This is a genomic window from Ruegeria sp. AD11(2025) (assembly GCF_056542405.1).
The window spans coordinates 112,998-139,467 of the sequence record NZ_JBQFZU010000002.1 but is presented as its reverse complement, the minus strand read 5'-3'; the positions used below and the strand labels follow the sequence as shown (position 1 = coordinate 139,467).

Genomic DNA, 26,470 nt, shown 5'->3' with positions numbered 1-26,470 from the left:
CTAACCGATCGGACCGGGTAATCGCTCTTCGCTAAGCAGGACGTTGGCTTCGACGTCCCCGGCACCGGGTAGGGTCATGATCCGCCGCCGCAGAACCCGCTCAAAGTCGGACAGGTCGCGGGCGACAACCCGAAGGCGATAATCGTACAGGCCAAGGACGTGCTCGACCGTCTGAACCTCGGGGATGGCGCTGACGGCACGTTCGAAATCTTCCAGACTGACCTGACCTTTGCGGGCCAGTTTGACCCCCAAAAAGACTGTCACGCCGAACCCCAACGCCTCGGCATTCAGGCGCAGACGACGCCCCCGGATTACTCCTGCCGTTTCCAACCGCCTGATACGCCGCCAGGTCGCAGGCTGCGACAATCCAAGTTTACGACCCAGGGCTCCAGCACTCTGAGTGGCATCCTGCACCAGCGCTCGTAGGATTTGGCGGTCTGTTTCATCAAGCTCAATCATACCGGTAGAACCTCGTTTCGCTTCACTCGCGCAATATGCATCAGCGCCTCGATATCGGCGATGTGCGGCAAGGTCAGAATGCGGTCGCGGTAGATTTGCTGATAGTGTGACATGTCGCGTGCCAGCACCGAAAGACGAACATCCACACGGCCCAGAAAAGTCTGGATTTCGATTACTTCTGATACATCGCGCGCAGCAGCAGTGAATTCATCGAAGGCACGGGGCTGGGTCTTGTCCAGTGTCACACGCAACGAGACCTCAACGGCATATCCAAGCGCGGTCCAGTCAAGGACAGCCTCCTGTCCCTGAATGACGCCCGACGCCTGCATCTTCTCGACCCGGCGCCAGCTCACGCCCTGGCTGACCCCACACCGCTCGGCCAGTTCGGCCATGGAAAGGGTCGGTTCGGTCTGTAAATGACGCAGAATGCGCCGGTCCATGTCATCAAGCATGATTTATTCTCTAATTCGTACTTTCGCGAATAACTTTTCACCTTTTTTCCAAATACTCAATGCTTCAACGCTCGCCAACCAAGCCACACCGAACTAAAAGCGCAGCAACCGTAACAGAAAGGACCGGAATCATGCGCGTCTATTACGATCGCGATTGCGACATCAACCTGATCAAAGACAAAAAAGTAGCCATCCTGGGCTATGGCTCGCAAGGTCACGCGCACGCGCTGAACCTGCGCGACTCGGGCGCGAAGAACCTGGTCGTCGCTCTGCGCGAAGGTTCCGCATCGGCCAGGAAAGCCGAAGCCGAAGGTCTGGAAGTCATGGGTATCGCCGAAGCGGCGGCCTGGTGCGACGTCATCATGTTCACCATGCCCGACGAACTGCAGGCAGAGACCTACAAGAAATACGTGCATGACAACATCAAGCCCGGCTCGGCCATCGCCTTCGCCCACGGTCTGAACGTCCACTTTGGCCTGATCGAGCCGAAAGAAGGCGTCGACGTCATCATGATGGCCCCCAAAGGCCCGGGCCACACCGTGCGCGGCGAATATGTCAAAGGCGGCGGCGTGCCCTGCCTGGTTGCCGTCAACAACGACGCAACCGGCAAAGCGCTGGAAATCGGTTTGTCCTACTGCTCGGCCATCGGCGGCGGCCGTTCGGGCATCATCGAAACCAACTTCCGTGAAGAATGCGAAACCGACCTGTTCGGTGAACAAGCTGTTCTGTGCGGCGGTCTGGTTGAACTGATCCGCTGCGGCTTTGAAACTCTGGTCGAGGCAGGCTACGCGCCGGAAATGGCCTATTTCGAGTGTCTGCACGAAGTGAAGCTGATCGTGGACCTGATCTACGAAGGCGGCATTGCGAACATGGACTACTCGATCTCGAACACTGCCGAGTACGGCCAGTACGTCACTGGCCCGCGTATCCTGAAATACGACGAAACCAAAGCGCGTATGAAAGAGGTTCTGAACGACATCCAGCAGGGCAAGTTCGTTCGTGACTTCATGCTGGAAAACGCTGTTGGTCAGCCGACCATCAAAGCTTCGCGCCGTGCCAATGACGAGCACATGATCGAGGAAACCGGTGCGAAACTGCGCGCTATGATGCCTTGGATTTCGGCTGGTAAAATGGTCGACAAGGAAAAGAACTGATCCTGACGGTTCTTTGCGAAAGGGCGGCCAAACGGCCGCCCTTTTTTGTCTCAACACCTCCTGATTTTTAGGCCCAACATGGTTGACCAACCCACATCCCGCGATTGGAGCGGCGTTATAACTTTGGGCCTCATCTGGGGTGGAACGTTCATGGTCGTCGCCATGGCGTTGGAAGGATACGGGCCAGTCACTGTTGCCACTGCGCGCACCACCCTTGGCGCCTTGACCTTGCTGGGGATGATGGCGCTGACCGGGCGTAAGTTGCCGTCGGGCGGTCCGAAACTCTGGGGTTACATCGCAATCATTGGCGTGTTGTCGACTGCGCTGCCTTTCCTGTTACTCAGTTGGGGGCAGCAATATGTGGCCTCGGCCTTTGCGGGCCTGTCGATGGCAGCGATTCCGCTGATGGTATTACCATTGGCGCATTTCTTTTCAGACGAGCCGCTGAACCTGCGCAGGCTCCTTGGGGTATCTCTGGGCTTTTGTGGTGCACTGGTACTGATCGGCCCGGGGCTGGCACAAATCGGACAGGGGGCGGAACCCTTGGCTCAGCTAGCCTGTATCGGGGCCGCCCTGTGCTATTCCTGCGCGTCGATCTTCACCCGGCGCTGCCCACCCGTTGATCCCGTCGCTTTGGCCGCGTTGTCACTGGTCGTTGGCGCGGCGCTCTTGCTGCCCATCATGCTGGTGACCGAGGGCCTCCCCCACTGGGAAGGTACGCGCCCCGGCCTTGCGATCATCGCGCTGGGCCTTTTACCCACCGCCTTCGCCACCTTGTTGCGCGTTTCGATCATTCGCAGCGCCGGGTCTGTTTTCCTGACGCTGGTCAACTATCAGGTGCCGATCTGGTCGATGATATTTGGCGCATGGATTCTGTCCGAGGCGCTGCCCCTTCGGTTCTACATCGCGTTGATCATGATCCTAACCGGGCTGGCGATCAGCCAGTGGTTCAGCTTGCTCAAGATGCTGATCGGGCGTTAACCCGCGACCGCCTCGACCTCGGCCACGATGCCATCGACAACCTGCGTCAACAGGGCATCATCCTCACATTCCGCCATCACGCGGATCAAGGGTTCTGTCCCCGACTTCCGGATCAGCAGACGACCCTGCCCGTTCAGGCGCGCTTCGGCATCGGCGATGGCGGCTTTAACGCTGCCGGCTTCCAGCGGGCTCTGCCCGTCCTGATAACGCACGTTCTTCAATAACTGAGGTACGGATTCGAACTGCACCGACAGTTCAGAGGCCTTGCGGCCCGAGTGCACCATCTCGGCCAGAAAATGTAGCCCAGCCATCAGACCGTCGCCGGTGGTGGCATAGTCGCTCATAACGATGTGACCCGACTGTTCTCCACCCAGATTGAACCCGCCTTCGCGCATCCGTTCAACGACATAGCGATCGCCAACAGCTGTTCGCTCCAGCCGCAGCCCTTGCGCGGCCAGGTGCCGTTCCAGCCCGAGATTGGACATCACCGTCGCAACCAGCGCGCCGCCCTCAAGGCGATCCGCCTTGGCCCAACTGGTCGCCAGCAGCGCCATAAGCTGATCGCCATCAGCCACGTGCCCGCACTCATCGACCATCACGACGCGGTCGGCATCGCCGTCCAAACAGATCCCAACATCAGCGCCATGGGCCACAACCGTTTCGGCCGCCAGCTGAGGTTTGGTCGAGCCGCAATTCAGGTTGATGTTCTTGCCGTTCGGTGCGATCCCGACCGGAATGACCTCGGCGCCCAGTTCCCACAGAACCTCGGGGGCGGTGCGGTGCGCGGCGCCGTTGGCACAGTCGACCACCACTTTCAGTCCATCCAGACGCAGGTCGCGGGACAGCGAGGACTTCACCCGTTCACCGTATCGAAACCGCGCATCATCCACCCGACGCGCGCGGCCGATATTTTGAGCCTGCGTGGGTTTGACGCCCTCTTCGATCAGACGCTCAATCTCAAGCTCGGCTTGATCGGACAACTTGTATCCGTCGGGGCCAAAGAACTTGATGCCGTTGTCCTCTGCCGGATTATGACTGGCCGAAATCATCACGCCCAGATCCGCACGCATTGACCGGGTCATCAGCCCCACGGCGGGCGTTGGCACCGGACCCAGCAACAGCACGTTCATACCGGTCGAGGTCAACCCGGCGGTCAGCGCGTTTTCCAACATGTACCCGGACAGGCGCGTGTCCTTGCCAATCACCACCCGGTGCGCGCCGGATTGATTGCGACGGAAATACCGCCCAACGGCAGCCCCGATACGCAGGGCCATCTCGGCCGTTATCGGATGGGTATTGGCGGTGCCCCGCACCCCGTCGGTTCCGAACAGCTTGCGCATCGTGTCACTCCGTAATTTCTTGCCTGTGACGGGATTACCGGACGGAAGCCCACAGACGCAAGGCCTGAGCGGTCTCGGGCACGTCATGAACCCGCAGGATCTGCACGCCCTGGGACAATCCTGCCAATGCCACGGCGATTGATCCCGGCGCGCGGGCGTCCTTGCGCGGCTCCAGACCGATCTGCCCGATGAGCCCCTTGCGAGACACTCCCAGCAGAATCGGGCATCCGATGCCGTGAAACAGGCTGAGGTTTTGCAGAAGAGCCAGATTGTGCGCCTGCGTTTTGCCGAACCCGATTCCCGGATCAATCACGATTCGGTCGCGGTTCAGGCCCAGTTGCTGCAACTGCGCGACCATCCCGTCAAGGAAATCGTACACATCCAGCAGAACGTCGTCATATTGAGGATCGTCCTGCATTGTAGCCGGGTCGCCCTGCATGTGCATCACGCAGACCGGGGCATCAACCTCGGCGCAAAACGATGCAAGTTGCGGGTCAAAGGTGAAACCAGAGACGTCGTTGATCAGCCCGGCCCCCGCATCCCACGCCGCCCGCGCAACGCTGGCTTTGCGTGTATCGATGGAGATCAGCGCCTGCGTGTTGGCGCGGATGGCCTCGACAACAGGTTGGGTTCGCGCGATTTCTTCATCATCAGGTACGTAAGAAGCCCCTGGACGGGTGGATTCTCCGCCGATATCCAGAATGCTGGCCCCATGCGCCACCATCTGATCCGCGGCGACCGTTGCAGCCTCGACCGAATTGTGCACGCCGCCATCGGAAAAACTGTCCGGTGTCGTGTTGAGGATGCCCATGATCTGAGGCCGATCCATCGCCAACCCCGTAATCTCAGCGCGCGGCCCGGTCAGTCGTGCAAGCACATCACTCGGAATGTCCTGTGCCGCAACAACAATCGGGGTTTCCGTCCGCGACAGACGTTCGGCATGTGTGAACCACAAAGGCTGTCCCGCAAGAGGCATCGCGCCAGTCGGGTGGGCCGGGCCGTGTTGCACCAGCGGTCGGAAGTATTCTGTCACAGCTGCGCCTGATCCACCGGAATGGCGCGCAGGGGTGTCTTAGGCGCTTTCGGCAAAGCACCGCCGATCACCATCATTTCGCTGGCTTCAAAAGTGGCCGCGAACCACGCCGCCAAGGCGACAGCGTCCGAGGGTGCGGCGGAGGGGCCGTCCACAGCATCCAGCACGATCTTGGAAGGAGCCCAAACGCAGATCTGACCGTTCTTCATCGCCCAGTCCAGTTCGGTCCGAGTTGACACCACCACACAGCGATGATCTTTCGCAGCGAGAACCCAGGCGTTCTGTTCAATCGCCAGCAAGTCAATTCGGCGCTGCGTCATCGCGTGGCCGGTTTGCGGGACATCCATATCCGCAGCACCCAGGCACAGAATCAGGGGACGTTGACGGTTTTCCAACTGGTCAATCCACCCGGCCAGATTAGACGAGGCAATCGCCTCGTTCGACAGAAACACCAACCGCGGATGGGGGCGCTCTTCCTCGACCACGTCGTGATGGATCGCGTCCCTGCCGCGAACAATTTCAACACCCAGGGCGCCAGGGCCGCGATCCAGTTTTTCGATTCTGACAAAAGCCCTTACAGCCTGAGGCTCAAGCAGAATACGCTCAGCAACGCGATCCGCCAATGTCTCAAGCAGGTTCAGTCGCTCGGCGGCCAGTTCATGCGCAATCGCCTCGGTCACGCGGTCATAGGACAGGATGCGGTCCACGTCATCGTCAATCGGGTCGGTAAGCGGGCGCACTTCGACCACGATGTTGAAACAGATACGCTGTGTCGTGCCACGCTCGGCCTGAAACGCGCCGATTTCGACCTCGACAATATGATCCCGCAATGAAATGCGGTCCAGCGGGCCGCGCGTGGCGGTCGCTTCGGACCGCTCGGACGGGTGCGCAAAGGCAAGACGGACTTCAGAGCTCATGCAACGGACCTTTTCGGGCTTGGTGGGCTGATCAGCCAAAACTATACGGTGCGCGCGCATATAACACCGCCTCAAACGCCATTCCAGACACCGAATGCGGCGTTGGGGAAAGCCAATTCGGATCAATCCACCCGTTAAGCCCTGCCCCGGCATTTCGATTCACGCTACTCTGATCGGAATTCGTGACCGCCGGCGGGTCCAGCTTGTAGGCCCACAATCAGCCGAGTTCGACAGCCCGCGCTGCTTAGATGGCAGCGCGGGAATGCCTTTTAGTTGCTCGCGGTGCGGTAGTTGTGCCTGTAGAAGATATGCACACCAATGCGCGCGGTTTCCTTGTAAACGCGCGACCACGACGGTCTCACCGCAGTGGTGTGGTAATGTGTGGCCCCTTCAGTCAGTTCCTTGGCGACGCCGTCAATTGCGGCACGCGCAACTTTGGACACACGCTCATAGGCCTTTTTTTCGCGGATCACTTCCTTGTGGCCATCACAGGTATAGGTGAACTGGCATTGATATCTTTTGCCCGTTCCCTGTTTGATCACGCCACACAGCGAATTCGGAAAACGGTTGCTTTTGACGCGGTTCAGAATGACCTCGGCCACGGCGAACTGACCGCGCACGCTTTCGCCGCGCGCTTCAAAGTACAGCGCTTCAGCCAAGCACTCAAAGTTCACGTCCCCTTTGGCCTTTGGCTGTTGGTCCAGCCAAGCCTTCGAATACGAAACTTCTACAGGCTCAAGCTCTTTGCGGGGCTTGAACAGGGTTAGGTAGTCGCGAAAGTTCTGTCCGGGCAGATCGGTCCGGGTAACAAGTTCGCGTTCGGCGGTATTGGTGGCTTCCCTTTCAGCGAAAGACACACTTGGCAGCACGGTTGCCGCCAATGTGGCAGCAGCCAGTATGTATCGTAGCATCAGATAACCTCGCACAGGCACAAATCGCGCCGTACCCTCCCCCGGCGGGCGCGACGAGGCATTTAACGCAGTCTGGCCGGGACGTCCAGTTCGGAAGAAAACGCAAGTGGAAAATCGCCCGTGCGAAAAAATAATTCCGTCACAAGGTCGCCTGAAAACCACTAATCCTAGGGCATTTGGCCTGTGTCAACCCCCAAGTCTGGACGAAATCGCCAGTTGAGCGGAAGCCAGCCGAGCGACCGGCACCCGAAAGGGTGAGCATGACACATAGTCAAACCCCAGATCCCGGCAAATGGCGATTGATTCGGGGTTACCACCGTGTTCACCGCATACCGAAAGGGTAACGTTCGGCTGCGTCTGGCGCCCACGTTCGGCCCCGAGTTTCAGCAATTCTCCGACCCCGTCCGGATCGAGGACATGGAACGGATCTTCGACAAAGACACCCTGCTGCACATAGGCCGACATGAACCGGCCCGCATCGTCACGCGACAAGCCATAGGTCATCTGGGTCAGGTCGTTGGTGCCGAAACTCAGGAACGACGTGTGCGGCGCAATTTCATCAGCCCGCAGACAGGCCCGTGGCGTTTCGACCATCACACCAAGGCGATATTCGAATTCTTCTCCGCGTTCGCTGGCGACCGAGGCCGCGACCGAGTCGATACGGGATTTGACCAGTTCCACCTCTCGCTTGGCGGAAACCAGCGGGATCATCACCTCGGGCACCACGGGGGCACCGTCCTTGCTGGCCTCAAGCGTTGCCTCAAAGATTGCACGGGCCTGCATGTCGTAGATTTCAGGCACGGTTACACCCAGACGCACACCGCGCAGACCCAGCATCGGGTTGTATTCGGTCATCGCCGCCACGCGCCGTTCGACATCCGAGACCGGCAGATCCAGAGCTTCGGCCAGTTCACGCTGTCCACTGCGTGTGGTCGGCAGGAATTCGTGCAGAGGCGGGTCGAACAGGCGGATACAGACCGGCTGCCCCTCCATGATCCGGAACAATTGCACGAAATCCTCACGCTGCATCGGCAGCAGACGCTCCAGCACCGCCGCACGGCCCGAGGACGTCTGCGCAAAGATCATCTCGCGCATCACGATAAGGCGGCCGGGGTCAAAGAACATATGCTCGGTCCGGCAAAGGCCGATCCCCTGCGCCAGAAAATTCCGCGCGGTTTGCGCATCAGCCGGCGTATCCGCGTTGGCGCGGATGGCGATATCACGCTCGTCATCGGCCCAGCCCATCAACGTCTGGAAACAGTCATCCAGTGCAGCTTCCAGCATGGCAGGCTGCCCCGCCAATACCTGTCCCGAGCTCCCGTCGATCGTCAGCGTGTCGCCGGTTGTGAAAACACGTCCATCAGGCGCGGTCAGCAGCTTTTCCTTGGTCTGGAACCTCATCTCGGATGCGCCGACGATACAGGGCAGACCCAATCCGCGGCCAATCACCGCCGCGTGGCTGGTCATGCCGCCCTTTTCGGTCAGCACCGCGACGGCCGCGTGCATTCCGCGCACATCCTCGGGCGCTGTCTCGCGACGCACCAGAATACAAGGCTCACCGCGCGCGGCACTGGCCTGCGCCTCGGCGGCGGTGAACACAATCTTACCAGTCGCGGCCCCCGGGCTGGCAGCGATACCCGTGGTCAAAACATCGCGGTGCGCCTCAGGGTGGACCTGCCGGTGCAGCATCTCGTTCAAAGAATGCGGATCGACCCGCATCACTGCCTCCTGCGGTGGAATGATGCCATCTTCAGCCAACCGAACCGCGATCCGCAGCGCGGCGCGCGCGCTGCGCTGCACCCGCACGCCATCCAGAATGTGTACATGGTCGTTTTCGATCACGAACTCGACCTGCATTTCCTCGCGCAGTTTGGTGCGCATCAGTGCGGCATGGGCCTTGACGTTAGCAAAGGCTTCTGGTGCCACTTCTTCCAACGACTTCCCGCGCGGATCCTTTTCCAGATAGAGCGCTGCCACACCATCGCCCAAGGCATCCCGCCCCTGACTCTGGCTCAGGTATCGGCCGGTGATCTGCGGCATTCCCGTTGTGGAATCCACCAGTTGCAATACACCCGAGCCGCATTCACCCTGCCCCACTCCTGGGATCATCTCCTGAATGACCAAGCCCAGCCCTGCATCCGCAGGTGCGCCCTTTGCCTGCCTCAGCAACCGAGCCGAGGTTCCGTCCCATGCTCGAGCCATCGACCTTAGAACGGCAATAAGTTGCTCACCCCGTTCCTGAGGGAAGGCTTCGTCAGTTTCATCCTCATAGGCCCGCAAGGACTGGCGCAACCCCTCCCTGCCATCCGCGTCGATATCATCAAATACATCAGCGTCCAGACGGGCCACATGGATGGCAAAGCTTTGGACGAAACGCAGATACAGCGCGGCAGCGGCCTCGGCCCCCATCGAATCTGACAAGTCTACGTAACGCGCGTCGTTCATGCCGATATTCAGGATAGCGCCGGGGCCTCCCCAATCGGGGTCTTCGGAACTGGGCCGCACACACAGCAGCGCTGTCTGATCGAACTGTTCAAGGATCGCCGCGATATCGGGCACATGACCCTCCGCAATCCGATGGACCGCATCAAAGGACAGCGCCACAGTTCGCGGCACCGGCAGGTCCAGGCGGACCAGACGTTGCAGGCATTTCGCCCGCCCGCCATGGGTGTTGGCGGTGACGGGCGCTTCGGACGTGATCAGAGTGGTATGTGGATTATTCTGCACTGCGGCACCTTTTAGTTTGCACGCAGCATAAGCCCCTGCACCAATGGCGCAAGGGCGTTATAGCTTAGCCTTCGATCTTGCTGAGATCGGCCACGCTGGAGCAGACCTGCCGGATCTGGCTCAGCAGGTTCAGGCGATTGCGGCGCAGGATGTCGTTGTCGGTATTGACCTGAACATCTTCGAAAAACGCATCCACCGGACCACGCAGCGCGGCCATTGAGGACATGGCTGACGGGAAATCCTCGGCCTTTAACGCCGCGTTGATCTTACCCTGCGTCCCGTCCAGAGCGGCAAACAGCGCCTTTTCGCTGTCCGTCTCGGCAAATTTCACATCCGCACCATAGGAGTATTCGACGCCATCCTTCTCCTCGGCCTGCGTCAGGATGTTGTTGGCGCGCTTGAAGCCCTGCACGAGGTTCTCGCCATCCTCGGTCGCGATCACCGCGTTCAGAGCACGGGCGCGTTTGACCAGCAGGTTGAGGTCGTCATTCCCCTCCATCGCGATACAGGCGTCGATGATGTCGTGGCGGATGCCCTCGTCGCGCAGGAAGACCTTGAGGCGGTCGTGGAAGAAGGAGAGGAGGTCGCCTTGCTTATCCACAAACCCCTTAGGCGTCGTTGCCGACCAGGGCATATAAGATGTGTCTGCCCGATTGCGCGCGGTGCCGTTAAAGGACGAATAGGGCCAACCAAACTCGTCTTTGTAAATTCCGGTAACGAGATCCGGGTCCGGCATAGTTTGAGTGTTTACGTTTTCATCCTCAGCTTGCCACGAAAGATTCAAAGGCTTCCAACCTTCCGCTCGAGTCATCGCAAATTCGAAAGCGGCACTTACGTCTCTTTTACCCTTACTCGCCTCGATATGGGTCTGCATGTCTCGGATGTAAGCCAATTCTGGCGCTTGTCCTATTTCCACAGTCTTTTCGATTACATCAGCGACCGACAAAGAAAGTTCATTCTCCAAAACCAACCGAATTACCCCCAACGCTGCGCGGCGCAGGGCAAAAGGGTCTTTCGATCCCGTCGGCTTCTCATCAATCGCCCAGAACCCGGTCAGCGTGTCCAGCTTGTCTGCCAGCGCGACAGTCACCGACAGCGGCGCGGTGGGCACGTCGTCCGAGGGACCGAGCGGCGAGTAATGCTCGTGCGCCACGGCGGCCACGGCGGCGTCTTCGCCTGCGGCTTCGATGTAATACCGCCCCATAAGCCCCTGAAGTTCCGGGAATTCATAGACCATCTCGGAACTCAGATCCGCCTTTGCCAAACGCGCGGCTTTCTCGGCCTGATCCGCATCCGCTCCCACTACGGGCGCCAGTTCGCGGGCCAGCGCGGCGATGCGGTCGATGCGTTCAGCCTGTGTGCCCAGCTTGTTGTGGAAGGTCACATTCTCCAGCGCGCGGGTCCATTGGGCGATATCCGATTTGGCGACGCGCAGGTCGTTCTCCCAGAAGAATTTCGCATCGGCCAGACGGGCGGACAGCACCTTTTGGTTGCCCGCCAGAATGGTCGCGCCATTGTCGGCGGTTTCGCGGTTGGCGACGGTGATGAAGCGTTCGATCCGCCCGGTTTTGGGATTGCGGACCGAGAAGAATTTCTGGTGCTCTTTCATCGAGGTCTGCAGCACCTCGGGCGGCAACTCCAAAAACTCCTCGTCGATCTGCCCCATCAACACCACGGGCCATTCGACCAGACCAGCGACCTCGGCCAGCAGGCCCTTGTCGTCGACCACTTCCAGACCCGCGGCAAAGGCCATGTTCTGCGCGTCGTTCCAGATATGCTCGGCGCGGTCGCCGGGGTTCAGCACGACAAAGGCGCGCTTCAATTTGGCGGCGTAGTCGTCGAAGGACGTGACCGAAAACCGGTTCGGCGCCATGAAACGGTGGCCTGCAGTGGTGTCGCCGGATGTGATGCCATCGACCTCAAGCGGCACCACCTGCGTGCCTGTTTCGTCGGACAGGATGCACAGGATCGAATGCAACGGACGCACCCAGCGCAGCGGGCCACCGCCCCAGCGCATCGACTTGGGCCAGGGAAAGTTGCGAATGGTGGCCTCAAGCACTTCGGCCACGATCTCAGCCGCGGGGCGTCCGGCTTTTTCGATGGTGGCGAAATAGACCGCGCCTTTGGGTGTGTCGCGCTCCTCCAATTGATCGCGGGTCAGGCCAGCGCCACGCAGGAAGCCTTCGATGGCCTTGTCCGGTGCGCTAACTTTCGGCCCCTTGCGTTCCTCACGGATGGTCGGGCTTTCAGCCAGCAGCCCTTCAATCGCCAGCGTCAGGCGACGCGGCGTGGTCAGGGCGGCAGCGCCAGCATAGGTCAGGCCAGCCTCGACCAAACCGTCGGTGATCCGCTTTTTCAGGTCCTCGCCCGCGCGGGTCTGCATGCGGGCGGGGATTTCCTCGGAAAACAGTTCGATCAGCAGGTCGGGCATTTTCGGTCCTTAGAAATTGACGATCGTCTGAATGACGATGGCATTGGCGATGTCCACAAAGAATGCGGATACAAGGGGCAGCACAATAAAGGCAATAGGAGACGGGCCATATCGCTTGGTAACTGCGGTCATATTGGCAATGGCGGTCGGCGTCGCGCCCAAAGCAAAGCCACCGAACCCGGCTGACAACACAGCGGCGCGATAGTTACCGCCCATCACCGGGAACAGCACCCAGATCACAAAAGCCACGGCAAATAGGGTTTGCGCGGTCATGATGACGGCTATGGCAAGACCAAGCTCGGCAATGGTCCACAATTGCAGGCTCATCAGCGACATGGCCAGAAACGCGCCCAGTGAGAATTCCGAGATCAGCGCCAGTGACGGCGTGCGCGACACTGGCGGAGCCTTGGGCGCCAGTGCAGTGCGGATATTGGCAATGACGATCCCCATGATCAGGCAGGGCACGAACAAGGGCAGTTTCAGCCCGGTGGCTGCAATGGCCTCGCTCAGAATGTAACCAAAGATGATCGCCAGATTCAGATAGAGCAGCACGCGCATGATGGTTAGGTGATCGATCTTGGTCTCGGCCTCAGTGGCATCATCCGGCAGCCCGACCGTGTGTTCTTCGCCAGGGCGTTCTGGGGTCAGGTTTTTGCCTTCGACCAGAAAGCGGGCAATCGGCCCGCCTACCAGAGCAGCCAGCACAAGGCCCAGCGTCGCCACGGCAACGCCCAATTCGGTCGCGCCGCCAAGACCGGTCACCGCGTCGACCTCGGGGGCCCAAGCGATAGCTGTGCCGTGCCCTCCGATCAGAGAAGCTGATCCAAAGAGAACCCCGGCCTGCGCCGGGTAACCAAAGGCGACGGCGCCAACCGCACCGACGACATTCTGGGCAACGATCGTAACCAGCGTCAATATGAGAAGCAAAAACAAAGGTTTGCCGCCGGAAATCAAATCCGCAAGTCGAGCGTTCAAACCAATTCCTGCAAAGAACACAATCAGCAGAAAATCCCGCGAGGCGAGATCGAAGGTCAGCTCAAGCCCTGCCACGAGATACAGAAACAGCAACACAAGTGACGCCAGCAACCCGCCGGTGACAGGCTCGGGGATATTAAACTGACGCAGCAACGCGACACGCGCGTTGATCTCGGCCCCAATCAGATAGACCGCAATGCCAAGCGTGGCGGTCAGAAAATTGGGAACGTGAAGCGCTGCGTCGGTCATGATAGCCTCAGTTTTCAGGCCGGGGCGGACATTCCTCGCCCACTACCGTCCCGTCATAGGCCTTTTCACCGCAATTGTTCAGTGCGTGCCAGACATAGCCCTCGCCATCCGAGGTCACGGCAACAATGCGGTCTACGCCATAATGGATATTTTTAGCCCCGATGAACGCTTGCGCCTGCCCGGATTTCAGGGCTTCTGCAATGGCCACGGCATCGTAGCAGTCAAACCAGCCCGGTGCAGTCAACGGTTCGGGGTTTTCAACTCGCCGGAATGTCGCCAAGTCTTCGGCCTTCAGATCGGTTAAAAAACACGCCCGGTACCGGATCGGAGAACTGTCAGCGTCAATCGCCTGAAACGCCGAATACGGGATTGGCTGCGGGGTCTCTGCCCCTTCCACCAATATGGAAACATCCTGACCAGGCTGAGAGGGGACATCGTAGTAGAACCCATAGACCTGCAAATAATACATGCCGAAACCGGCCAAAGCCGCCGATACGACGAGGATGATTGCAAGCAGTTTTCCGGTCATTTTTTGGACATCCTGATCACGCGGCCTCTTTCAACTTCACGGGAAATGGGCCAGTTTCCAAACTGATACAGGTTGGAACGAGGTTGTTGGAATGGACATGACCCTTGCCGTTGGCTTTTTCGGCGCGCTGTTTGCGATCATGAACCCGATCACCAACCTGCCCGTATTCCTGAGCGTCACCGATGGTCTGACACCCGCCGACCAGCGCAAGGTCGCGGCGAAGACAGCGACGTACTGCCTGATCCTCGGCGCAGCTTTCGCCGCGGTCGGCAACCAGACGCTGGGCCTGTTTGGAATCAGCGTGGACGATCTGCGCGTAGCGGGTGGTCTTGTTGTTCTGATGATCGGCCTGAACATGCTGAGCGGCAAAGAAAGCACCACGCACCACGGCACCGAGGGGGAAAAACAGGACTACCCCGAACCCGCTACGGTTGCCTTCTACCCGTTGGCCTTCCCCATTTTGGTGGGGCCCGGCACGATCACGACGCTGATCCTTTATGCTCACCATATTTCCAAGCCCATGGATGCCATCATCTATGCAAGCGTCTTCGTGGCTGTTCTGTTTCTGCTGTTCATCACATTCTGGAACGCGTCTGCTTTGGCCAAGCGATTGTCGAGCAATGCGCGCGTTATCATGAGCCGCTTCATGGGCATGATCCTGTCGGCCATCGCTATCAGCATGATCGCGGACGGCCTGAAAGTGCTGTTGCCCGGTTTGGCATGAACGCCCCATCAGGCCTCAAACCCGGCGGCCTCGGTCACCAGAAACGCGTCGGCGCATTGTTTGGCCAGCGCCCGTACTCGACCGATATAGGCCTGCCGTTCGGTCACTGAGATCACGCCACGGGCGTCCAGCAGGTTAAAGACATGGCTCGCTTTAATACACTGATCATAAGCCGGGTGCGCCATAACGATGCGTTTACCGGTTTTCGGATCGTCATGTTCCTGCGCCAGAATGGCAGCGCACTCGGCCTCAGCCTCTTCGAAATGGCGCAGCAGAACTTCGGTGTTGGCCACGTCAAAGTTCCAACGGGCGTATTCCTCTTCGGTTTGTTTGAAGATGTCGCCGTAGCTCAGCGGGCTGGGTGACTGCGGGTCGTTGAAGGGCATGTCCATCACGTGATCGATGCCCAAGACATACATCGCCAGTCGTTCCAGACCATAGGTTAACTCGCCCGAAACCGGTGCACAGTCATGGCCGCCAACCTGCTGGAAATAGGTGAATTGACTAACTTCCATACCGTCACACCAGACTTCCCAACCCAGCCCCCATGCACCCAAAGTAGGGCTTTCCCAGTCATCCTCGACAAAGCGGATGTCATGCAGGTTCATGTCGATGCCGATGGCCTCGAGGCTGCCCAAATACAGTTCCTGCAGGTCCGGCGGGCTGGGTTTGATCAACACCTGATACTGATAATAGTGCTGCAACCGGTTCGGGTTCTCGCCATACCGTCCATCGGTCGGACGACGCGACGGCTGCACATAGGCTGCAGCCCACGCCTTGGACCCCAAAGCACGCAGCGTGGTCGCCGGGTGAAACGTCCCTGCCCCAACCTCCATGTCGTAAGGCTGTAGAATGGCGCAGCCTTTCGAGGCCCAATAGGACTGAAGGCGCAGGATAATTTCTTGAAAAGAACGTGGTGCGCTGGACGATTCGGTCATGACATTCCCTTTGGGCGCGCATGCGCCCGGTTCCGGTCTGTTTTGTCCTTCCTATGCAAGGGGCCAAGGAGCGTCAACGGGCCAATCGGGTCTGGCTGTCACTGCACAGCCACACTGGAAAATCCCCGTACTCCAGGCATGGCATTCCGCGCCTCAAATCGCGTAATCTGCGGCAAAGCCAAAACACCGCGGATACGGGCAGACAATGACACGAGTAATCACTGCAATTTTGTTTCTTTTTCTCTTCGGCACGCGCGCCGTGTTTGCACAGCAGGAGGCGGGCGTCTGGGTACAGGTCGAAGCCCGACCGTCGCTGCGCCAGGCGCAGGAGCGCGCGCAGGCCTATGCGAGTGTTTTGCCCGATGTGAACGGGTTCCGCTTGAACTCTGGCTGGTATGCTATTGTTATCGGGCCCTATTTGCGCAGCGACGCCGAACAGGTCCTGCGCGTTTACCGGGCTGAAGGACAAATCCCGGCGGACAGCTACATCGCGTTTTCAAATTCTCTGGGACAGCAGTTCTGGCCCATTGGTTCGAGCTCTCTGAATCAGGATGCAGTGACCCCGCCCGTTGAGCCCACACCACAACCTGACCCATCCACCGCCGGTCTGACGCCTCAGCCCTCAGATGAGACACGGTCGCAAGCGCTTCAATCCGAACGTCTGCTGACCGCGCAAGAGCGTAAGGATCTGCAAACCGCCCTGCAAGCCGCCGGATTTTATAGTTCGACTATCGATGGCGCGTTTGGTGCAGGCACCCGGCGTTCGATGGGGAACTGGCAGAGTTTTAATGGCTATGAGCCCACCGGTGTCCTGACAACGGCACAGCGCGAGGTGCTAATGGATGACTATAACGCCCCGCTGATAAGCGTCGGCATGGAACGTCACTCGGACACGCAGGCGGGCATCGATCTGGACCTGCCACTGGGTGTCATCGCTTTTGACCGCTATGATGCCCCATTTGCGCATTTCAACGGCACATCCGATCTGAACGCCAAGGCATTGCTGATCAGCCAGAAGGGCAACAAGTCCACCCTGCGGGCTCTGTATGAAGTGATGCAATCGCTGGAAATCGTGCCCTTGGACGGCCCGCGGCAACTGCGCGGCGACCGTTTCACGCTGGAAGGTCGCGGTAACGGGATCGTGTCCTACACCGAGGCGGCGCTGAAAGACGACCAGATCAAGGGCTTTACTCTGGTCTGGCCCGAAGGCGATGAGGCCCGCCGCGCGCGGGTTCTGGCCGCGATCAAGGCCAGCTTCACCACAAATGGCGCCGTGCTGGGCGCCGGTGCCGGAGCGGATGCCGATCAGCGGATCGACCTGGTCTCGGGCCTGCAAGTGCGCAAACCGCGCCTGTCCCGGTCCGGCTTCTTTACCGACGCAAACGGCACAGTTCTGACCGTGTCCGAGGCAACGGACAGCTGCACTCGGATCACCCTGAACGACGATCAGGAGGTTCAGGTGGCCTGGGCTGACCCCGATCTTGGAGTCGCTGTTCTACGCCCGCGCCGCAGCCTTGCGCCGATCAGCATCGCCGAGTTCAGCGCCGACAAGCCGCGCATTCAGTCGGATGTCGCGGTATCGGGTTTCTCGTATGAGGGCGCGTTGGGTGCACCGACACTGACCTATGGCCAGATCACTGATGTGCGGGGCCTGGATGGTGAGGACGGCGTGAAGCGCCTTGCATTGGCGGCGCGACCCGGCGATGCGGGCGGCCCGGTCTTCGACGACAATGGACAGGTTGTCGGTATGCTGTTGCCCACCCCGTCCGAGGGGCGCACCCTTCCCGCTTCGGTCAGTCTGGCGGCAACGACGGACCGCTTGAATGAAGCTTTGGAAAAGGCTGGCGTGTCTGGTCAGCCCGCTCAGTCCACGGCGGAAATCTCACCCAATGAACTCAGCCGACGAGCCAACGGAATGACCGTTCTGGTGCATTGCTGGGACTAAACTGATCTGAAGAACCAAAAACGCCGCCCCTTCGGGCGGCGTTTTTTTTCTAGGCGATGTCCGGCGTCACCCGGATCAACGTCGGAACCGAGGCGTGAAACGCGGCCTGCACGGCTGCCTGCATCTCTTCCAGATTACCCGGAGCGGCAGACAAGGCCCCGAAGGCCTCGGCCAATTTGCAGAAATCGGGATTGCGGGCCACTACCGCATTCGGGGCAATCTGGCTGCGGACCATGCTGTCTTCGATCTCTTTCAACTTGGCGTTGTCCCACAGGATGACGGGAAGAGACAGGCCCAACTCGACCGCCGCACCAAGCTCCATCATCGTATAGTGAAACCCGTAGTCCCCCGCGATCACGGCCGTGGGTTTGCCCCGACGCGCGACCGCGCCGCCGATCCCGGCAGGCAGCGCATAGCCCAGCGTGCCGAACCCGGTCGGGTGGTGCCAGTGATAGGGATAGGCCATGTCCCAGACCTCTTTCGCGACATAGGCAAACTGGGTCATGTCGGAATAGATCATCGTGTCTGCGGGCATTGCCTCGCGCAGGGCATCCAGCACAGGTACGATCCCCGGACGTTCGGCATCGGATTCCGCCCGCCAGCGTTTGCGGGCCTCGGCTACCTCTTCGGGCCTCCAGCCCGTCGCCGGTTTCACGGCGTCAATCGCAGCCCAGAGAGCATGGGCAAAGCTTTCGCCATCGACCTGCAGCTTGATCCCCGCGCGGTGGCGATCGGACAGAACCTGCGGATCAAGATCAACCCGCACCAGATGAGAGGTATGCCCCAGCGTGTCGCGCCACAGATCGACCTCCCCCAGTTCCGCCCCGACAGCGACCACAAGATCGGCCGAACCGATCACATCAGCACTGCCCGGGCGCGGCAGAGTGGCACCGAAATCCAGCGCATAGCCAAGCCCTGCCATCCCACGACCCGCGTAGGTGGTGAAACACGCCGCCCCTAACTGAGTTAGGATTTGCCGCCACAGGTTCGACCGCGCCCCGCCCCCCAGAATGAACAGCGGCCGGTGCGAGATATTCAGAAAGGACATAAGCGGCGCCAGATCGGGCGGCACCGCTTTGGACCGTAAACCGGGTTGATTTGGAAACGGTGCCGGGTCAGCCTCGGCCTCAAGCTGTGAGATTGGTATCTGAATATGCTTGGGGCGCGGGCGTGAGAGCTCAAATTCTTCAAAGGCGTGCTCGACCAGCCCATAGGCCGCCTGTGACGTGTTGGCCTGACGGGACCAGTCCGTCACGGTTTCGGCGGCACCGCGTTGATCCTTCATCTGGTGCAACTGGCCCTGCTTTGCGCCTGTCTCTTCCAAACAGGATGACATCACCAGCATCGGCACCGAGTCCGTATAGGCCTGCCCCATCGGCGTCATGATGTTGCACAGCCCCGGCCCGGTGATCACATATGCGACACCCGGTTTGCCGGTTGCACGGGCATAACCATCAGCCATGAACCCGGCCCCCTGCTCGTGACGGGCCAGAACATGCGTGATGCCCGCTTCTTCGATGCCCCGGTACATTTCCTGATTGTGCACGCCCGGGATACCAAAAATCACATCAACACCCCTGTCTTTCAACATATGCGAAATCTGGGCACCCAGAGGTCTTCTCATCAACTTCTCCAGAATTGGACAGTAAACAGCGCGTAGACAGCCAGCAGTTCCAGCCGCCCGACCAGCATACCGATGGATAGCAACCACTTGGCCGTATCGCTCAGCCCGGCAAAGTTGCCCGCAGGACCGATCTGATTCCCCAGCCCCGGCCCTACATTGGCGAGCGCCGTCGCCGCGCCCGAGACGGAAGTGATGAAGTCCAGACCCGTCAATGCCAGCGCCCAGGCCAGCACGCCCATCGAGAGCACGAAGAACATGAAAAAGCTCATCACCGAGCTCAGAACATCCGGCCCGATTGTACGCCCATCATAGCGCGGGTTGAACACACCATGCGGCGACCGGATACGGCTGATCTGGGTTTTGATCGAGGCGAACAGCAACTGATAGCGGAAGATCTTGATTGAACAGGCGGTCGATCCCGCGCATCCCCCAATCAGCCCGATCAGAAAGAACAGCATGACCGGGAAATTGCCCCAGGTCATATAGTTGACACTGGCATAGCCCGTACCGGAAATGATCGAGGTGATGTTGAACAGCGACTCTCGGAACGCCTGCTCCCAATGATGCGGAAAGACCGAGATTAGGAATACTGCCATGACAAGGACAAGCACCAGGATCGTCGCCAGAAAGGTCTTGATCTGACTGTCTTGCCATAGAGAGTTCGTATTGCCGTTGGCGAACTGAACGTATCGCACGAACGGCAGCGCAGCGAGGATCATGAAGACCGCAGCCGCGTATTCGGTTGGTCCTGAAAACACCGCAAAGGAGGAATCGTAATTCGCAAACCCGCCTGTGGCGATGGTGGTCATCGCGTGCACGACGGCGTCGAAAAAGCTCATCCCCAGACCGGCATAGACCAAGCCGCAGACTAAAGTCAGAAAAACGTAGATCAGGGATATCTGGCCCGCGATCTCTTGCGCGCGCGGCAAAATTTTCCCCATGGTTTCAAACCCTTCCGAGCGGAAGATTTGCATACCACCCACCCGAAGTTCGGGCAGGAACACCATGGCGACAACAATGATGCCAATCCCGCCCAGCCATTGCAGAACGCCGCGCCACAGCAGCAGGCCCTGCGGCAAGTCATCGAGACCGGATATGACGGTCGAACCGGTGGTGGTCAGTCCTGACATCGCCTCGAAATAGGCATCGACAAAGCGCAGTTCTGTCTCACCGAACAAAAACGGGATGGCACCAAAAAGCGGCAGCGCCACCCAGACGCCGGTAGTCAGCAAAAAGGTCTGACGGATCGTCAGACCTTCGCCCACCCCGTTCGAACAGCTGATGGACAGGACAACACCCGTCAGCATGGTGATGACGCCGCTCTCCAGAAATACGTGCCATTCGCCCCGGCCTTCAATGAGATCCGCAAGCATGGGCAGCAGCATGGTCGCCCCAAGAATGGCGACCAACAGGCCAATCACATATCCAACCGGGCGCATGTCCGTCATGAGGCGCAGCGTTGGCGCGCCTGCACGACCGTGTCAAGCGGATGTCCCGTTTACTCGTCCGTTTTACTGGCGGGTGTGGGCATCGAGGGCGGCTTCGAAGGCGCACGCGTCCGGCGCTGAGGCGCTACCGGCGTGGTGGCTTCTGTCTTGGGCGCGACCGGTTTGACCTCAGCCTCAGCGGTGGCAGGTTTGGCATCAGGTGCAGCGGTTTGGGCCACAGGTGCAGCAGGTTTTGCCGCAGGCGCAACCGGCTCGGCAATCTCAGCCTTCGGGACTTCGGTTTTCGCGGCCTGCGCCTTGGGTGCCACGGGCTTGGCGGCAGCTTTAGGGGCCGCAGGTTTAGGCGATGCCGCTTTTACCGGAGCCTTAGCCGCTGCGGGTTTAGCAGCCGTTTTGGCCGTGGCGGGCTCGGGCGCCTGTGCCTTGGGTGCGGGCTTGGCGGCCGCGGGCTTCGCAGTAGCCGTTCCGCGGGTGCGCGCCTGGGACTTGGGCGCGGCAGCCGCCGGTTTGGCCTCTTGCGGTATTGCTGCGTCAGCGGGCTTTGATACTGCCGGTTCAGCCGTTGCCTTGGCTGGGGTGGCCGCCTTCTTGGCCGAAGCGGTCGCTTTTTTGGCCGCGGCAGGTTTAGGCGATTCGCCCTTTGGCGTCACAGCCGCCTTGGCCCGCGCGACCGGCTTGGCCTTTGGTGCTGCCGCCAGTTTGGGCGTGGCTGTGGCCGTTTTGGACTTGAATTCCGGCTTTGCAGCTGCCGGCGCTGGACGTGCGGACGACGCGTGCAAGGCATGTACAGGTGCAAACGGCAACTCCATGGCGGAGGTGGCCAGAATTTGCATGATCTTCAGTTGGTTGCTAACCGCGTAGCCGGCCATACGAATGGCCGCCGCCTGAAATTCCAGCGGCTGGGTAATCGGATTCATTAGTCGTTTCTCCTGTGAAAGCGATGCAACCTTCAAAAAGAAGCACCCTGCTCCGCCCTGATGTCTCGGGCAGATTGCCAAGGCTTGAAGTCCCGGGGCGTCTCACGTCTCGGCTTCCTCTCAGTGTGGCGAAGCGGTTCGAAAACGCGTGTGCCACGGCTGCAATCTCCCTTACTCTACGTCAAAGGAAGTGCTGCCGCAGCAATTTTCGCTGCGGTGCGGCAAAAATTCGCCATTTGTCTAATTTCGAGACTTCAAGTGCGCCTTCTCAGTCACCCGATGTGAAAGAGGGTCGAGAACAGGCGCGGGTCCAGGCTGGCCGAGACAAAGGTCGGGCCTTCGGTCAGAACCGACACTGCATCATGGCTGTGCAGGCTTTCCTGATGGCTGGCCACCACACGGAAATCACCAACATGGTGGTCGGCCTGAAGCTCGGCACAGAACAGGCGGGCGGCATCCTCGACAAAGATCGGGTTGGCTGCGTTCAACTCGGCAAAGGCCTGTTCGTCTTCGCGCTTGACCATCACCTGTGTTTCCGTCGGTACCGCACGACGACAAAGCGCGATCAGGTCCTCGAACCACAGACAGTCCGCGTCGCAATCGACAACGACCGAAATACGCGCAACAGACCGCTGCGAATGCGGCGTCGCCAACTGACCACGCGTGGACCGTGCGTGTTCGCTAAGTTCCAGTGAGCAAGGACAGGTCGAGGAATAAACGTAGTCAAGATGCATGATCTTCTGACGCACACCCTTCTGTTCAACCAGTTCCAGTGCGATGTCGTAATACTGGTATCCCTCCAGACCCGAGCGCAGGCTTTTGACGCGATCCGGGTAGGAAAACCGCATCTGGATACGCGCATCAAAACTATCCAGATCGGTCATATAGTCATTCAGCGCAGCCTCCATGACCTCAAAGCTGAACGTGCGCTCGGCATGTTTGTAGAACGAACGCATGATCCGGGACATGTTGATGCCCTTTTTTTCAGCCTCGAGGCTGACCGTGCCGGTAACGGATGTTTCCAGCGTAAGGTCGTCACCATGCTTACGGTGGAATCGGATCGGCAGGCGAAAGTTCGAGATGCCCACATGCTGAATCTGCTGTTTGGCCCCGCGGATCAGACTGGACGGGCCGTTCTGCAGATCCGGCAATGTCGCACGATAGGCGTCGTCGGCCTCAAACCCTTCCGGGTACTCCCGCGAAAGCGACGGGTAATTCGTTGGAGCCAGCCCCGGCACAAGGCGCGCGATGGCGGGATCAAGCTGGCTGATCTCGGCTTCGGTCGCGGTTTCGGCCCACTTGCGCAATGTTTTCAGCGCGGCGGCGGCCTCATCATGGTCAGGTGCGTCATCAATGCTGCGGGGGTGCACGTTCATCGATCGGGGCTCCTCGGGTTGGTCGCCGGACTATATACGGGTTCGGCGCGTTTTCCAGTGTAACTGTATACGCGCCGAAACACAGCCCGGATCGAATTTACGTGAGGGACACGTGATTTGTGCCCCTACGGTCGGATTCGACCCCGGGTATAGCTGGAAATAGACTGGTCTCAGCGCTGGGAAACGTCCAATGCGCGCTTAATATCGGCAAGCAGGTCGCCTGTGTCCTCCAGGCCGATGGACAGGCGGATCAATCCCGGCGTGATGCCCAGTTCATCTTTCTGTTCATCGCTTAGCCGCTGATGCGTCGTTGTGGCCGGGTGCGTCACTATCGACTTGGCGTCGCCCAGGTTGTTCGAGATCACCGGGATTGTTAGGGCATTCAGAAACGCAAACGCCGCGCCCTTTCCGCCCTTGATGTCCAACGACAGTACCGTACCACCCTTGCCACCCAGCTGCGTCTGAACCAGCATATTCTGCGCGTGGGTTTTCAGCCCCGGATACAGAGTCCGCTCCAGCGCAGGGTGACCTTCCAATGCTTCGGCCACGGTCTGAGCCGTCTCAGCTTGTGCGTTGACCCGCAGGGCCATCGTCTCCAGACCTTTCAGCATGACCCAGGCGTTGAACGGGCTGAGCGCACCGCCGGTATGCTTCATATAGGGTTCAAGCGTGCCGCGGATGAATTCCTTGGTGCCGATTACGACACCGCCAAGCGCGCGCCCCTGCCCGTCGATATGCTTGGTCGCGGAATAGACGACCACATCAGCGCCCTGCTCGATCGCACGCGAAAAGACCGGGGTGGAAAAGACGTTGTCCACCACCACCAGCGCCCCGACCTCATGCGCAAGTTTCGAAACGGCGGCAATGTCGATCACCTCGAGCGTCGGGTTCGACATGGATTCAAAGAACACCGCCTTGGTGTCCGGGCGGATCGCCGCTTTCCACGCGCCCAGATCGGTGCCGTCGACAAAGGTGACCTCAACGCCATAGCGGGTCAGGATGTTTTCCAGAATATACAGGCACGACCCGAACAGCGCCTTGGCGGACACGACGTGATCGCCCGCCTTCAGGATCGAGGTCAGCGCACCATTAACAGCCGCCATGCCCGACGCTGCAGCAAAAGCGTCTTCGCCCCCTTCAAGCGCAGCGATGCGCTGTTCAAACATCGAAACCGTCGGGTTGCCGTAACGGGCATAGATGAACTCATCCGGGCCGGTCTCGATGAACCGGGCTTCGGCCTGTTCGGCGTTTTCATAGACGAAGCCCTGCGTCAGAAAGATCGCCTCAGACACCTCGTTATATTGGCTGCGACGGATGCCGCCGTGGACGGCTTGGGTGCGTTTGTTCCAGCTCTCGCTCATGTCATTCCTCTCGACCCTTGTCTGGCAAGGGCATCAAAAAAACCCCAGACGCGGTCAAGCGAAAGGGGCCTTTCATCCTGACCTTTTAGCGGTGTTGTTTAGCGTGGCCCGCAATCCGGTAACAAATCGCCACGTAGCTTCTGCGACGCAAATACGCCGCGCGCACTTGGCCGTCAAGCCCGGTCGCCGCGCTGTCACGCTTTCGTAACACCCTCTTGCCGATTACGCAGAATACCGCATGATCCTCTCAACCTGAGGAGGCACCATGATCGATCTGTATTTCTGGCCCACGCCCAATGGTTGGAAGGCATCCATCGCTTTGGAGGAGATGGAGCTGCCCTACACCACCCACCTGATCAATATCGGCAAGGGTGATCAGTTCGACCCCGAGTTCCTGAAGATTTCCCCCAATAATCGGATGCCCGCCATCGTCGATCCCGACGGCCCGGACGGCGCGCCGGTCTCGGTCTTCGAAAGCGGCGCGATCCTGATGTACCTGGCCCGCAAGACCGGGCAGTTCTACGGCAAAACCGAGCGTGACCGGATCGCCGTCGAAGAATGGCTGATGTGGCAGATGGGCGGCGTCGGCCCAATGGCCGGTCAGGCGCACCACTTCCTGAAATACGCTCCGCAACTGGACCCGCCGCAGGACCTGCCCTACGCCCAAGACCGCTACCGTGCCGAGGTCGGACGTCTATACGGCGTGCTCGACCGGCGATTGGCCGGGAACGAATACGTCGCGGGCGATTTCTATTCCATCGCCGACATGTCGATTTGGGGCTGGGCCAGCCTGTGGGAGGGTCAACAGCAGGTATTGGACGACAAACCCCACTTCACCCGCTGGCTGGAGACAGTCAGTGCCCGCCCGGCAGTACAGGCAGGACGCGCCCTACACGCCGAGTTGCGCGGGGATCATCGGGGTAAGCAGGAACAGGGGGTGTTGTTTAGGCGGTGAACTTTCCAGATACTCTGACTTAGACGCTCGCTTTGTCGTTGGAACAGGCTACCGCTGCGCCCCCGGAGGGTCCTCGTTGAATTGCTCGAAGAACCGGGCCAATCCGACCAGCGGCGTAATGTAAGGCAAGTCCACCAAAGCGACCGAAGGCCGCCCCTCTGACCGTTCCAACCTGCTATACATATGATCTGCACCGAATTCCTGCAGCCAAAAGCCAAGATCTTCATAGAAGTTACGGCGACTTTTTACTACGCACGTTTCACAAATCGCGCCTTGCCCGGCTGGCCGCACGGTCAGACGTTCAACGTCCACGCGGGCTTCACCCTCGATCGTATAATAACTTGAGATCACCTGAGTGGTTTCACCTTCCTGTTCGATCTTGCATTTATAAAGAAACTCTTCTCTCTCAGGGTCCAAGGTGCCCGGGTTAACCGTGTTTATGATTGAGGAAACCGTGAACAGCCCGTCATTGCCCACCGGGGCGGTTTTGTATTTCCCATCAAAACTGTCCGGAGTTGTTTTTAGGGTTTGGAACGCCCGGTCCGCTGTCATGTCGTATCGGATGCGTGACTTCCACTCACGCAGCCCGAGTGGAACGTTAATTAAGGTCGCGGGCAACCAGTTCAGGCCCAACCACAGGAATATATTGCCAAAGACGACTCCGAATATGAGCCATGCCGTAATTGCACCACGATTAGCAGTTGGCGCCAGTTCAGGTATCGCTTCTGTGACCGGCAGGAACATCAGCACGAACCCGAAGACAAACGCGGTCGTCACTGTTTCCCACCACACCCGAGGGTAAACCAGCACTAGGCCCAGAATAATCGACGTGCAGATAACGGCGACACCGGCACTTGCAGCTGGGCTTTCAAGCAATGCGGATGGGCCGAACAATTGCCAACCAATGGCCCATGGCACGAACAGTAAAATCAGACTGGTGACTATCAACCGCCGCAAACGGTAAATGCGGTACAAATATTTGTTTTGCATAAATTAACATCCCTGAATTGTACTTTCAGAATGC

At 59.4% G+C, this 26,470-nt stretch carries 22 protein-coding genes and 1 riboswitch; of the genes, 5 read left to right on the top strand and 17 right to left on the bottom strand.

The annotated features are described in order from the left end of the window. Together ACR1XY_RS02535 and ACR1XY_RS02530 are read right to left on the bottom strand one after the other, a co-directional pair. Window positions 1–459 (bottom strand): Lrp/AsnC family transcriptional regulator, encoded by a 459-nt coding sequence (locus ACR1XY_RS02535; protein ID WP_480589626.1) that lies wholly within the window; start codon window positions 457–459, stop codon window positions 1–3. Continuing rightward, window positions 456–911 (bottom strand): Lrp/AsnC family transcriptional regulator, encoded by a 456-nt coding sequence (locus ACR1XY_RS02530; protein ID WP_480589625.1) that lies wholly within the window; start codon window positions 909–911, stop codon window positions 456–458. Before ACR1XY_RS02530 ends, ACR1XY_RS02535 begins: the two co-directional genes overlap by 4 nt. A 131-nt stretch (window positions 912–1,042) precedes the next feature. On the opposite strand from ACR1XY_RS02530, the gene ilvC reads away from it, so the two are divergent. Continuing rightward, entirely contained in the window at window positions 1,043–2,065 is a 1,023-nt protein-coding gene (gene ilvC / locus ACR1XY_RS02525) for a ketol-acid reductoisomerase (RefSeq protein ID WP_480589624.1), read from the top strand. 78 nt (window positions 2,066–2,143) lie between these two features. Continuing rightward, complete coding sequence (locus ACR1XY_RS02520; RefSeq protein WP_480589623.1) at window positions 2,144–3,046, top strand: DMT family transporter; 903 nt, start codon at window positions 2,144–2,146, stop codon at window positions 3,044–3,046. On the opposite strand, the gene glmM is transcribed toward ACR1XY_RS02520, so the two are convergent. The 8 genes from glmM to ACR1XY_RS02480 form a co-directional block, all read right to left on the bottom strand. Continuing rightward, the gene (gene glmM / locus ACR1XY_RS02515) at window positions 3,043–4,386 is read right to left on the bottom strand and encodes a phosphoglucosamine mutase (protein ID WP_480589622.1); all 1,344 of its coding nucleotides are present in this window, start codon (window positions 4,384–4,386) and stop codon (window positions 3,043–3,045) included. The two genes, ACR1XY_RS02520 and glmM, sit on opposite strands and share 4 nt — an antisense overlap. A 34-nt stretch (window positions 4,387–4,420) precedes the next feature. Next, entirely contained in the window at window positions 4,421–5,419 is a 999-nt protein-coding gene (folP, locus tag ACR1XY_RS02510; RefSeq protein ID WP_480589621.1) for a dihydropteroate synthase, read from the bottom strand. Further along, window positions 5,416–6,336, bottom strand: coding sequence for a dihydroneopterin aldolase (locus tag ACR1XY_RS02505; protein ID WP_480589620.1), 921 nt, complete (start codon window positions 6,334–6,336; stop codon window positions 5,416–5,418). Before ACR1XY_RS02505 ends, folP begins: the two co-directional genes overlap by 4 nt. Before the next feature lie 269 nt (window positions 6,337–6,605). After that, the gene (locus ACR1XY_RS02500; RefSeq protein ID WP_480589619.1) at window positions 6,606–7,247 is read right to left on the bottom strand and encodes a cell wall hydrolase; all 642 of its coding nucleotides are present in this window, start codon (window positions 7,245–7,247) and stop codon (window positions 6,606–6,608) included. A gap of 186 nt (window positions 7,248–7,433) precedes the next feature. Next, window positions 7,434–9,974 (bottom strand): putative PEP-binding protein, encoded by a 2,541-nt coding sequence (locus ACR1XY_RS02495; RefSeq protein ID WP_480589618.1) that lies wholly within the window; start codon window positions 9,972–9,974, stop codon window positions 7,434–7,436. Window positions 9,975–10,038: 64 nt separating this feature from the next. Beyond that, a complete protein-coding gene (glyS, locus tag ACR1XY_RS02490; RefSeq protein ID WP_480589617.1) occupies window positions 10,039–12,405 on the bottom strand; it encodes a glycine--tRNA ligase subunit beta in 2,367 nt (788 codons plus the stop codon). Window positions 12,406–12,414: 9 nt separating this feature from the next. Continuing rightward, a complete protein-coding gene (gene gltS, locus ACR1XY_RS02485) occupies window positions 12,415–13,629 on the bottom strand; it encodes a sodium/glutamate symporter (protein ID WP_480589616.1) in 1,215 nt (404 codons plus the stop codon). A gap of 7 nt (window positions 13,630–13,636) precedes the next feature. Next, window positions 13,637–14,158 carry a DUF6446 family protein gene (locus ACR1XY_RS02480; RefSeq protein WP_480589615.1) on the bottom strand — a complete coding sequence of 174 codons (522 nt, stop codon included), beginning with the start codon at window positions 14,156–14,158 and terminating at the stop codon, window positions 13,637–13,639. 91 nt (window positions 14,159–14,249) lie between these two features. Between ACR1XY_RS02480 and ACR1XY_RS02475 the strand changes: the two genes are divergently transcribed. Next, window positions 14,250–14,882 (top strand): MarC family protein, encoded by a 633-nt coding sequence (locus ACR1XY_RS02475; protein ID WP_480589614.1) that lies wholly within the window; start codon window positions 14,250–14,252, stop codon window positions 14,880–14,882. An 8-nt stretch (window positions 14,883–14,890) separates the two neighbouring features. On the opposite strand, the gene ACR1XY_RS02470 is transcribed toward ACR1XY_RS02475, so the two are convergent. Continuing rightward, window positions 14,891–15,820 carry a glycine--tRNA ligase subunit alpha gene (locus ACR1XY_RS02470; RefSeq protein ID WP_480589613.1) on the bottom strand — a complete coding sequence of 310 codons (930 nt, stop codon included), beginning with the start codon at window positions 15,818–15,820 and terminating at the stop codon, window positions 14,891–14,893. A 205-nt stretch (window positions 15,821–16,025) separates the two neighbouring features. On the opposite strand from ACR1XY_RS02470, the gene ACR1XY_RS02465 reads away from it, so the two are divergent. After that, window positions 16,026–17,765 (top strand): serine protease, encoded by a 1,740-nt coding sequence (locus tag ACR1XY_RS02465; RefSeq protein WP_480589612.1) that lies wholly within the window; start codon window positions 16,026–16,028, stop codon window positions 17,763–17,765. 49 nt (window positions 17,766–17,814) lie between these two features. On the opposite strand, the gene ACR1XY_RS02460 is transcribed toward ACR1XY_RS02465, so the two are convergent. The 5 genes from ACR1XY_RS02460 to metZ form a co-directional block, all read right to left on the bottom strand. Further along, on the bottom strand, window positions 17,815–19,389 hold the full coding sequence (locus tag ACR1XY_RS02460; RefSeq protein ID WP_480589611.1) for a thiamine pyrophosphate-binding protein: 1,575 nt from the start codon (window positions 19,387–19,389) through the stop codon (window positions 17,815–17,817). Continuing rightward, on the bottom strand, window positions 19,389–20,837 hold the full coding sequence (locus ACR1XY_RS02455) for a TrkH family potassium uptake protein (RefSeq protein WP_480589610.1): 1,449 nt from the start codon (window positions 20,835–20,837) through the stop codon (window positions 19,389–19,391). Before ACR1XY_RS02455 ends, ACR1XY_RS02460 begins: the two co-directional genes overlap by 1 nt. Before the next feature lie 50 nt (window positions 20,838–20,887). Next, window positions 20,888–21,754, bottom strand: a complete 867-nt coding sequence (locus ACR1XY_RS02450; protein ID WP_480589609.1) for a hypothetical protein — start codon at window positions 21,752–21,754, stop codon at window positions 20,888–20,890. Window positions 21,755–22,026: 272 nt separating this feature from the next. After that, on the bottom strand, window positions 22,027–23,130 hold the full coding sequence (folE2, locus tag ACR1XY_RS02445) for a GTP cyclohydrolase FolE2 (protein ID WP_480589608.1): 1,104 nt from the start codon (window positions 23,128–23,130) through the stop codon (window positions 22,027–22,029). 170 nt (window positions 23,131–23,300) lie between these two features. Further along, a complete protein-coding gene (gene metZ / locus ACR1XY_RS02440) occupies window positions 23,301–24,491 on the bottom strand; it encodes an O-succinylhomoserine sulfhydrylase (protein ID WP_480589607.1) in 1,191 nt (396 codons plus the stop codon). 65 nt (window positions 24,492–24,556) lie between these two features. After that, window positions 24,557–24,634, bottom strand: a riboswitch (SAM riboswitch). Window positions 24,635–24,756: 122 nt separating this feature from the next. On the opposite strand from metZ, the gene ACR1XY_RS02435 reads away from it, so the two are divergent. After that, window positions 24,757–25,446: a glutathione S-transferase N-terminal domain-containing protein gene (locus ACR1XY_RS02435; protein WP_480589606.1), complete on the top strand. Its 690-nt coding sequence runs from the start codon at window positions 24,757–24,759 to the stop codon at window positions 25,444–25,446. A gap of 48 nt (window positions 25,447–25,494) precedes the next feature. Here the strand turns inward: ACR1XY_RS02435 and ACR1XY_RS02430 are convergent, their stop codons facing one another. Then, window positions 25,495–26,436, bottom strand: coding sequence for a hypothetical protein (locus tag ACR1XY_RS02430; protein ID WP_480589605.1), 942 nt, complete (start codon window positions 26,434–26,436; stop codon window positions 25,495–25,497). Window positions 26,437–26,470 lie beyond the last annotated feature (34 nt).

What these genes read in the sequence shown, in the direction of transcription:
- ilvC (WP_480589624.1), top strand. Translation starts at nt 1,043, where the DNA reads ATGCGCGTCTATTACGATCGCGATTGCGACATCAACCTGATCAAAGAC.
- ACR1XY_RS02530 (WP_480589625.1), bottom strand. Translation starts at nt 911, where the DNA reads ATGCTTGATGACATGGACCGGCGCATTCTGCGTCATTTACAGACCGAA.
- glyS (WP_480589617.1), bottom strand. Translation starts at nt 12,405, where the DNA reads ATGCCCGACCTGCTGATCGAACTGTTTTCCGAGGAAATCCCCGCCCGC.
- ACR1XY_RS02505 (WP_480589620.1), bottom strand. Translation starts at nt 6,336, where the DNA reads ATGAGCTCTGAAGTCCGTCTTGCCTTTGCGCACCCGTCCGAGCGGTCC.
- ACR1XY_RS02435 (WP_480589606.1), top strand. Translation starts at nt 24,757, where the DNA reads ATGATCGATCTGTATTTCTGGCCCACGCCCAATGGTTGGAAGGCATCC.
- folE2 (WP_480589608.1), bottom strand. Translation starts at nt 23,130, where the DNA reads ATGAACGTGCACCCCCGCAGCATTGATGACGCACCTGACCATGATGAG.
- ACR1XY_RS02520 (WP_480589623.1), top strand. Translation starts at nt 2,144, where the DNA reads ATGGTTGACCAACCCACATCCCGCGATTGGAGCGGCGTTATAACTTTG.
- ACR1XY_RS02455 (WP_480589610.1), bottom strand. Translation starts at nt 20,837, where the DNA reads ATGACGGACATGCGCCCGGTTGGATATGTGATTGGCCTGTTGGTCGCC.
- ACR1XY_RS02500 (WP_480589619.1), bottom strand. Translation starts at nt 7,247, where the DNA reads ATGCTACGATACATACTGGCTGCTGCCACATTGGCGGCAACCGTGCTG.
- ACR1XY_RS02470 (WP_480589613.1), bottom strand. Translation starts at nt 15,820, where the DNA reads ATGACCGAATCGTCCAGCGCACCACGTTCTTTTCAAGAAATTATCCTG.
- ACR1XY_RS02475 (WP_480589614.1), top strand. Translation starts at nt 14,250, where the DNA reads ATGGACATGACCCTTGCCGTTGGCTTTTTCGGCGCGCTGTTTGCGATC.
- ACR1XY_RS02460 (WP_480589611.1), bottom strand. Translation starts at nt 19,389, where the DNA reads ATGAGAAGACCTCTGGGTGCCCAGATTTCGCATATGTTGAAAGACAGG.
- gltS (WP_480589616.1), bottom strand. Translation starts at nt 13,629, where the DNA reads ATGACCGACGCAGCGCTTCACGTTCCCAATTTTCTGACCGCCACGCTT.
- glmM (WP_480589622.1), bottom strand. Translation starts at nt 4,386, where the DNA reads ATGCGCAAGCTGTTCGGAACCGACGGGGTGCGGGGCACCGCCAATACC.
- ACR1XY_RS02535 (WP_480589626.1), bottom strand. Translation starts at nt 459, where the DNA reads ATGATTGAGCTTGATGAAACAGACCGCCAAATCCTACGAGCGCTGGTG.
- ACR1XY_RS02430 (WP_480589605.1), bottom strand. Translation starts at nt 26,436, where the DNA reads ATGCAAAACAAATATTTGTACCGCATTTACCGTTTGCGGCGGTTGATA.
- metZ (WP_480589607.1), bottom strand. Translation starts at nt 24,491, where the DNA reads ATGAGCGAGAGCTGGAACAAACGCACCCAAGCCGTCCACGGCGGCATC.
- ACR1XY_RS02465 (WP_480589612.1), top strand. Translation starts at nt 16,026, where the DNA reads ATGACACGAGTAATCACTGCAATTTTGTTTCTTTTTCTCTTCGGCACG.
- ACR1XY_RS02450 (WP_480589609.1), bottom strand. Translation starts at nt 21,754, where the DNA reads ATGAATCCGATTACCCAGCCGCTGGAATTTCAGGCGGCGGCCATTCGT.
- ACR1XY_RS02480 (WP_480589615.1), bottom strand. Translation starts at nt 14,158, where the DNA reads ATGACCGGAAAACTGCTTGCAATCATCCTCGTCGTATCGGCGGCTTTG.